General features: G+C 67.6%; 9 protein-coding genes. 2 read left to right on the top strand and 7 right to left on the bottom strand.

The genetic code is table 11. The features are described from left to right. From A5707_RS11810 to A5707_RS11785, 6 genes are all read right to left on the bottom strand, one after another. Positions 1 to 269, bottom strand: a 269-nt coding sequence (locus A5707_RS11810; protein WP_156657823.1) for a hypothetical protein, incomplete at its 3' end; no start/stop codon positions are given. A 193-nt stretch (positions 270 to 462) separates the two neighbouring features. After that, a complete protein-coding gene (locus tag A5707_RS11805; RefSeq protein ID WP_156657821.1) occupies positions 463 to 777 on the bottom strand; it encodes a hypothetical protein in 315 nt (104 codons plus the stop codon). Between the two features lie 100 nt (positions 778 to 877). After that, positions 878 to 1,966, bottom strand: coding sequence for an SAM-dependent methyltransferase (locus A5707_RS11800; RefSeq protein WP_065014652.1), 1,089 nt, complete (start codon positions 1,964 to 1,966; stop codon positions 878 to 880). After that, positions 1,959 to 2,909 carry an SDR family oxidoreductase gene (locus tag A5707_RS11795; RefSeq protein ID WP_065014651.1) on the bottom strand — a complete coding sequence of 317 codons (951 nt, stop codon included), beginning with the start codon at positions 2,907 to 2,909 and terminating at the stop codon, positions 1,959 to 1,961. The genes A5707_RS11800 and A5707_RS11795 overlap by 8 nt, the downstream gene beginning before the upstream one ends. 92 nt (positions 2,910 to 3,001) lie before the next feature. Continuing rightward, on the bottom strand, positions 3,002 to 3,625 hold the full coding sequence (locus A5707_RS11790) for an MBL fold metallo-hydrolase (protein WP_065014650.1): 624 nt from the start codon (positions 3,623 to 3,625) through the stop codon (positions 3,002 to 3,004). Further along, positions 3,622 to 4,707: an S-(hydroxymethyl)mycothiol dehydrogenase gene (locus tag A5707_RS11785; protein WP_065014649.1), complete on the bottom strand. Its 1,086-nt coding sequence runs from the start codon at positions 4,705 to 4,707 to the stop codon at positions 3,622 to 3,624. Before A5707_RS11785 ends, A5707_RS11790 begins: the two co-directional genes overlap by 4 nt. A gap of 165 nt (positions 4,708 to 4,872) precedes the next feature. Here A5707_RS11785 and A5707_RS11780 point away from each other — a divergent pair, with 165 nt between their 5' ends. Together A5707_RS11780 and A5707_RS11775 are read left to right on the top strand one after the other, a co-directional pair. Beyond that, a complete protein-coding gene (locus tag A5707_RS11780) occupies positions 4,873 to 5,697 on the top strand; it encodes a serine hydrolase domain-containing protein (protein ID WP_065014648.1) in 825 nt (274 codons plus the stop codon). A gap of 120 nt (positions 5,698 to 5,817) precedes the next feature. Next, positions 5,818 to 6,330: a DUF3145 domain-containing protein gene (locus tag A5707_RS11775; RefSeq protein WP_065014647.1), complete on the top strand. Its 513-nt coding sequence runs from the start codon at positions 5,818 to 5,820 to the stop codon at positions 6,328 to 6,330. Here the strand turns inward: A5707_RS11775 and A5707_RS11770 are convergent. Next, positions 6,311 to 7,201 carry a diacylglycerol kinase gene (locus tag A5707_RS11770; RefSeq protein ID WP_065014660.1) on the bottom strand — a complete coding sequence of 297 codons (891 nt, stop codon included), beginning with the start codon at positions 7,199 to 7,201 and terminating at the stop codon, positions 6,311 to 6,313. The genes A5707_RS11775 and A5707_RS11770 overlap by 20 nt on opposite strands. Position 7,202: the final 1 nt, after the last annotated feature.

Here is a 7,202-nt window from a genome sequence, read left to right as displayed (position 1 = left end):
GGCGCCGCCACGGTGCCCTGGTATCGGCGGCCGGCGGTGGTGATCATCGGCACCGCGTTGGTGGTATTGGCGATCGGGGCCGCGGTTCTGATCACGCTGCGCCACACTCCCGGCGCGCCGACGACCCCGGCGCCCGGAGTCAGCACCACCCCGGAGTCGGCGAGCTCTGGGCCGGGCACCGAGAGCTCCCCGCCGTCATCACAGGCACCGGACAATACGTCTGCGCCGTCGACTGAATCCAGCTCGCCATCGCCGTCGCCGTCCACCACGACGCAGGCACCGACTACGACGACTCAACAACCGACCACAACCACCCAAGCACCGACCACCACCACGCAGGCGCCGACGACGACCCAAGCACCGACCACCACCCAGGCGCCGACGTCGTCGCAAGCCGCCGTGATCCCCAGGGTTCCCGGCTTCCCGCGGTTCCTGCCGCAGCCGCCGTCCCCGGGCAGCTAGCTAGCTGTCCTCTTTCGGGGCGTCTTCTTTCGGCGCATCCTCTTTGGCGGCATCCTCTTTGGCGGCGTCGTCGGCGAACTTGGGGTTCCCGTCGTCGTCGAGCCATTCGTTGACCGCGGTTCCGGTGATAGTCCCGTCAGACCCGGGCATCACGGCCGTCGGACGCTGATCGTCGTAGGACTTCATCATCTCGGCGGCTTTTTCTTTGTGCTCGTCGGTGATCTCGGGCGCCTCGGTCATCTTCTGCTCTTGGTCGTCGCCGCGGTTTTCCTCGGCTTTTTCGGCGCGAGTTTTTTCGTCGTCGTCTTTGCTCATCACCATTTCCATCCCGTTGGGCTCAGGGCTTGTGTCGGTGAGCCTTTGTTCGATTAGGTCGACGATTACCCGCTGGCCCGATGAGTCCAAACCGGCGGCGTCAGTGCGACCGGCCGTGCTTGACCAGAACCACCGACGCGAGCGGCATCTGCATCTGCTCGGGCGCGGCGGAGAGCCGCGCCGCGACCGCGGCTTCCAGATGTCCGACGAAGTCGGCCGCCCGCGGGTCGTCGGCACCGCCGTCGAGCCACCCGGCCAACGTCGGAAATATCGCTGCCCGGGCGAATGCCGCCCACTGCGCGCCGTACGCCGCGGCGTCATGGTCGACCTGGTATCGGGCCCAGAACCGGTCCTCGGCGTTGAGTACTTCCAGATGCTCGATTGACATGCCCTCGAAGCGGCCCTTGGGAGCGAACGGCGCCCGGAAGTCCTTCTCGGTGCGGGCAAAGGTCGGGATGATCATGCGCCGCAGTTCCTCGTCGCGCACCAACCCGTCGCGAACCTGGTCGCCCAAACCCGCCACAATCGCGTGCACCAACGGGCGGTAGCCGAACTCGCCGTCGTCGCCGACGGCCATCGTCAGCACCACCAGCCGTCCGCCGGTGGTCAACTCGCGGCCCCGGAATGCCAGGAACTCCTGCCAGTCCCGGGCGGCCTGGTGTTCGTATGCCGCCCGGGCGGCATCGTCGCTGCTGTAGGCGACCTGGACATGGTCGTCGACACCGGTCGGGGACCGGCTTAGCCACATGGTGGCCCAGGATGTCCAGCCCAGCGTGACGCTCTGGGACGGCAGGATCTGCCCGTAGAACGAGCGGCCGACGGCGGAGGCGAAGCTCGCCGAATCCTTGTGCAGATAGCTGTCCGGGTCTTCGGCGAGGGTGCGAAACAGTGCGGTGAAGTCGTTGTCCGGCAAGTCGGTGTGGGTGACCTGCACGGCCTGCTCGGGGCGGGTGCGGCGGCGGATCGCGCTGATCGCCGCCGACATCGGCAAAAGCGAGTTGTGTCCGGTCGCCGCGCCGTAGTCGACGATGACGATCGGGTGCGGCGGTTTCGGCAGCGGTACCGCCTCGGCGGCTTGTTCGAACAGCGCGACGGCCGGCGCGAGGCCCGCGGCCCGCAGCCGCGACGACGGGGTGTAGGTCTCGCTTTCTATCGGCTCGGGCCGGACGACGATGCTGGATTCAGGCATTGGGATAACAGACCCCGGTCAGTTGTTCGGAAATTTCCCAGAGGCGTCGGCTGTCGGCGTCGTCGCGGGCGCGGGCCGGCACCTTGGCGTTGGTCACGCCTCCGCCGGCGGCCTCGTAGATGCCGCGCGGCCCGTAGAACGCGCCGCCTTCGGCGCCGGGCGTGGCGGCCGCATACAGCGCGGGCAGGATGCCTTCGTCGATTTCCTGCCATAAAAACGGAGTCAGCCGCCACGACAGCTTGTAGAAGCGCTCCATCATCGACGGCTTGGCCCGGCCGTGGGAGGGACCACTGATCTGCAGGTTGGTCTTGGTCAGCCCCGGGTGCGCAGCGTTGGACAGGAAGCCCCAGCCGGCTTCGCGGCTGCGGCGGTCCAACTCGCGGGCGAATATCAGCACGGCCAGCTTCGACTGCCCGTACGAGGCCATCGGCGTGTAGGAATGCTCGAACTGCAGGTCGTCGAAGTGGATGCGGCCTTGGCGGGCGGCGAGGCTGCTCAGCGAGACGACCCGTGCTTGATCGGCCGCTCGCAACAGCGGCAGCAGGTGGGCAGTGAGCGCGAAGTGGCCCAGATGATTACTGCCGAACTGCAATTCGAATCCGTCGGCGGTGCTGTCGCGGTTCGGTGGCGTCATCACGCCGGCGTTGTTGATCAGGATGTCGATCGGGCGCCCTTCGGAGTTGAGCTGCTCACCCAGGGTGGCGACGCTGGCCAGCGACGACAAATCGAGCGCCTTGATGGTCAGCTTGGCGTCCGGAACGGTCCGGCGGATCTCCTCGATGGCGGCCTCGCCTTTAGCGCGGTTGCGGATCGCCATGACGACGTCGGCGCCGGCCGCCGAGAACCGGCGGGCCAGCCCGAACCCCAGGCCGCTGTTGGATCCGGTGACGACGGCCAGTTTTCCGGTCAAATCGGGCACAGTGGCGGCGAGGTTGGTGGCCATGTATAGCGACGCTAGTCCCCTTGCCGCGAGCGTGCGCGTCCCCGGGCGACACGCCGAGCGTGCCGCCGGATCCACGCACGCTCGCCAAGCGCTCAGTGGCCGCGGGCGACCCAATCGTCGTAGTGCACGATCTCGTCGCCGACGGTGGTGGTGTCGCCGTGCCCGGTGTACACCACGGTGTCGCCGGGCAATGTGCCCAGCCGGCTCGAGATCGACTCCAGGATCGTCGGGAAGTCGGAGAAGGAGCGGCCGGTTGCGCCCGGCCCGCCCTGGAACAGCGTGTCGCCACTGAACACGGCGCCCAACTCAGGGGCGTACCAGCACACCGAGCCGGGGGAGTGGCCCGGGGTATGCAGCGCTCGCAACTCCGTTCCACCGACACGCAGCGTATCGCCGTCGGAAACGGCACGAAAATCCTTGTCAGGGTGGGTCATTCGCCACAACATGTCGTCGGCGGGATGCAGCAGCACCGGCGCGTCGAGCGTTTGGCCCAACTCGGGAGCCACGGTCACATGGTCGTTGTGGCCGTGCGTGCACACCACCGCCACGACATTGCGCCCCGCGACGGCCTCGACGATCGGCGCCGCGGTGTGCGCGGCGTCGAAAACCACCACGTCGGAGTCGTCACCGACGACCCAGATGTTGTTGTCGACTTCCCAACTGCCGCCGTCGAGTTCGAAGGTGCCGTGGGTGACCACCCGTTGGATCGCGCTCACAACATCACCACCGAGCGCAGCACCTTACCGTCGTGCATCTTGTGAAACGCCTCATCGACGTCGCCGAGGCCGATCCGTTCGGAGACGAACTTCTCCAGCGGTAACCGGCCCTGCAGATACAGATCGATCAGGGTGGGGAAGTCACGCTCGGGCAGACAGTCGCCATACCACGAAGACTTCAGCGCGCCGCCATGTGAGAAGAAGTCCACCAGCGGCATGTCGATGCGCATGTCAGGCGTCGGAACCCCCACCAGCACAACAGTTCCCGCGAGATCACGAGCATAGAACGCCTGCTCCCACGTTTCGGGTCGACCGACGGCGTCGATCACCACGTTGGCGCCGAAGCCGTCGGTGAGGTCCTGGATGGTTTTGACGACGTCGACTTCGCGCGCGTTGACGGTGTGGGTCGCTCCGAAGCTGCGTGCCCAGTCCAGTTTGGTGTTGTCGGTATCGACGGCGATGATCCGGCGTGCGCCGACCAGCGCTGCCCCCGCGATCGCGGCGTCACCGACACCGCCGCAACCGATCACTGCGACGGTGTCGTCGCGGGTGACGGCCCCGGTGTTGATGGCCGCACCCAGCCCGGCCATCACGCCGCAGCCCAGCAGGCCGGCCACCGCCGGGTCGGCCGCCGGGTCGACTTTGGTGCACTGTCCTTGGTGCACAAGGGTTTTGTCGGCGAACGCCCCGATACCCAGCGCCGGTGTCAACTCGGTGCCGTCGGTCAGCGTCATCTTCTGTTCGGCGTTGAACGTGTCGAAGCACAGATGCGGCCTGCCACGTTTGCAGGCGCGGCACTGCCCGCAGACCGCACGCCAGTTGAGGATCACGAAGTCGCCTGGTTCGACGGCGGTCACGTCCGGTCCGACCGATTCGACGGTGCCCGCCGCTTCATGCCCGAGCAGGAACGGGTAGTCGTCGTTGATACCGCCTTCGCGGTAGGTCAAGTCGGTGTGGCACACCCCGCAGGCGGTCACGTCGACCACCACCTCGCCCGGGCCCGGGTCGGGGATGACGATGTCGACCAACTCGACCGGTTCGCCCTTCTTTCGTGAAACCACGCCGCGCACTGTCTGACTCATGGCGTCTAACCTAGCGGCGATCGCAAACTCGGCGAAGCCGAGTGCAGCGGGTCGCCGCCGTCCAACCTAGCGGCGATCGCAAACTCGGCGAAGCCGAGTGCGGCGGGTCGCCGCCGTCGAACCTAGCGGCGATCGCAAAGGGCGCGGTGGCTAGGCTCGGCCGCGATGGCTGCACTCGACGCGCTCGACGACTGGCCGGTCCCCACCGCCGTCGCCGCCGTCGTCGACCGCTCCGGCACCGTGGCCACCCACGGGGACCCCGCTCGGCAATTCGAGCTGGCGTCGGTGACCAAGCCGCTGGTGGCCCGGGCCGTCCAGATCGCCGTCGAGGAGGGCGTCGTCGACCTGGACACTGCGGCCGGCCCGCCCGGAGTCACCGTCCGGCACCTGCTGGCGCACGCCTCCGGGTTGGCCATGCACTCCGACCAGACGCTGGCCAAGCCCGGTTCCCGCCGGATGTATTCCAACCAAGGGTTCACGGTGTTGGCCGAGACGGTGCAGCAGGCGTCGGGCATCGAGTTCGGTCGGTACCTCACCGAAGCGGTTTTCGAGCCGCTGGGGATGACGACTACCGCGCTGGTGGGCGGCGCGCAGGCAGCCGGGTTCGGCGTGAGGTCGACGCTGTCGGATCTGACGGCGTTCGCCGCCGACCTGTTGCGCCCAGCGACGGTGTCGGCGCAGATGCACGCCGAGGCCACCGCCGTGCAGTTCCCGGGCCTGGACGGCGTGTTGCCGGGATATGGCGTGCAGCGGCCCAACGACTGGGGGCTGGGGTTCGAGATCAAAAGCTCCAAATCACCGCACTGGACAGGCGGCAAGAACTCGTCGGCGACCTACGGTCATTTCGGTCAGTCGGGCACGTTCATCTGGGCAGATCCAGGGGCTGAGCTGGCCCTGATTGTTCTGACCGACCGGGATTTCGGGGAGTGGGCGCTGCCCGTGTGGCCGGCGCTCTCCGACGCTGTGATATCGGAATACGCGGCGGACTAGCGCAACAGGGGTCTCACGAGGCACAATAGACACGCAAGCCACAAATTCATCTGCAGACGCTCGTCGGATTCACCAGGCCGTTGGGGAAGACGTCCCTCGTGGAGCCGAAGGAGCAGCAAGATGCGTGCGTCGAACCAGTTCGCCGACGCGGCGACGGGCGTGGTGTACATCCACGCTTCGCCGGCCGCGGTATGCCCGCATGTCGAGTGGGCGCTGTCGTCGACTCTGGAAGCCACCGCGAACCTGACCTGGACGCCGCAACCGGCGATGCCCGGGCAACTCCGCGCGGTGACCAACTGGGTCGGCCCGGTGGGCACCGGCGCGCGGCTGGCCAATGCGCTGCGATCCTGGTCGGTGCTGCGGTTCGAGGTCACCGAGGACGCCAGTCCCGGCGTCGACGGTCTGCGGTTCAGCCACACGCCGCAGCTGGGACTGTGGAGCGGCGCGATGAGCGCCAACGGCGACGTGATGGTCGGCGAGATGCGGCTGCGCGCGATGATGGCCGCGGGCGCCGACGCGTTGGCCGCCGAGCTGGATTCGGCGCTGGGCACCGCCTGGGACGAGGCTCTCGAGGCCTACCGCGACGGCGGCGACGGCGCCGAGGTCTCCTGGCTCAGTCGGGGCGTGGGGTAGGCCGCAGGATCTGCAACGCGCGGGGAACGGCCGAGATCTCAGCGGGCAACGCGCAGGCGAAGTCGCCGTCGGCGTAGGCGTTGATGCCGGGTGAGTCGACCTCGACCGACACCGCACGCGCCGTCGTCACTTCGTCGAGGTTGACATGGGTGCCCTTGTACACCGTGGGGAACAACCGGATCAGCCGGGCACGCGAGGCGGAGTGGATCATCGTGATGTCGAGTTTCCCGTCGGCATGATCGGCGTTGGGGCAGATCATCATTCCACCGCCATAGCTACGGGTATTACCGAAAGCTGCCAAGGTGAGGTCGGTGACGATCTCGTCGCCGCCGTCGAACGCCAGCCGAAACGGCAGCAGCCGCAGCTGCGAGAGCTCCGCGAGGATCGCCAGGTTGTAGCGCATCCGTCCACGGGGCCAGCGCATCCGATTGGTCCGATCGCTTACCAGCGAGTCGAATCCGGTTGCCGCGACCGTGCCGAACCATTTGACGACTCCGTTGCGGGCGCGAATACGGCCCAGGTCAACGGTTTCGGTGTAGCCGTCGGCGACGACGTCGGCGGCCGCCGCCGGGTCCTTGGTGGGTATCTGGTATTCGCGGGCATGGTCGTTGCCGGTTCCCGCCGGAACGATTCCGAGCGGAATATCGGTGCCGGCCAAGGCCTGTAGCGCGTCCGCGATCACCCCGTCGCCGCCGACGACGACCAGCGCGTCAGTGCCGCGGTCGAGGGCCTCACACAGCAGGCGACGCGCGTGTTCGGCGTCGGTGCCAACGATTCCAACGACGTCGACACCACGCTGCTGAAGTCGCGCTGTCGCCTTCTCTGTGGCGTGTGGCGCGTTTCCGTGCCCCGACGCCGGATTGGTGAGCATC

Origin of the sequence: Mycobacterium kyorinense (assembly GCF_001672775.1) — a bacterium.
GTDB classification, from domain to species: domain Bacteria; phylum Actinomycetota; class Actinomycetes; order Mycobacteriales; family Mycobacteriaceae; genus Mycobacterium; species Mycobacterium kyorinense_A.
Note: the sequence above shows the minus strand (reverse complement) of the source record. Positions and strands in the feature narration are given on the sequence as shown.

Coding starts and splice junctions, on each gene's coding strand:
- A5707_RS11805 (WP_156657821.1), bottom strand. CDS start 777: ATGAGCAAAGACGACGACGAAAAAACTCGCGCCGAAAAAGCCGAGGAA.
- A5707_RS11800 (WP_065014652.1), bottom strand. CDS start 1,966: ATGCCTGAATCCAGCATCGTCGTCCGGCCCGAGCCGATAGAAAGCGAG.
- A5707_RS11795 (WP_065014651.1), bottom strand. CDS start 2,909: ATGGCCACCAACCTCGCCGCCACTGTGCCCGATTTGACCGGAAAACTG.
- A5707_RS11785 (WP_065014649.1), bottom strand. CDS start 4,707: ATGAGTCAGACAGTGCGCGGCGTGGTTTCACGAAAGAAGGGCGAACCG.
- A5707_RS11780 (WP_065014648.1), top strand. CDS start 4,873: ATGGCTGCACTCGACGCGCTCGACGACTGGCCGGTCCCCACCGCCGTC.
- A5707_RS11775 (WP_065014647.1), top strand. CDS start 5,818: ATGCGTGCGTCGAACCAGTTCGCCGACGCGGCGACGGGCGTGGTGTAC.
- A5707_RS11770 (WP_065014660.1), bottom strand. CDS start 7,201: ATGCTCACCAATCCGGCGTCGGGGCACGGAAACGCGCCACACGCCACA.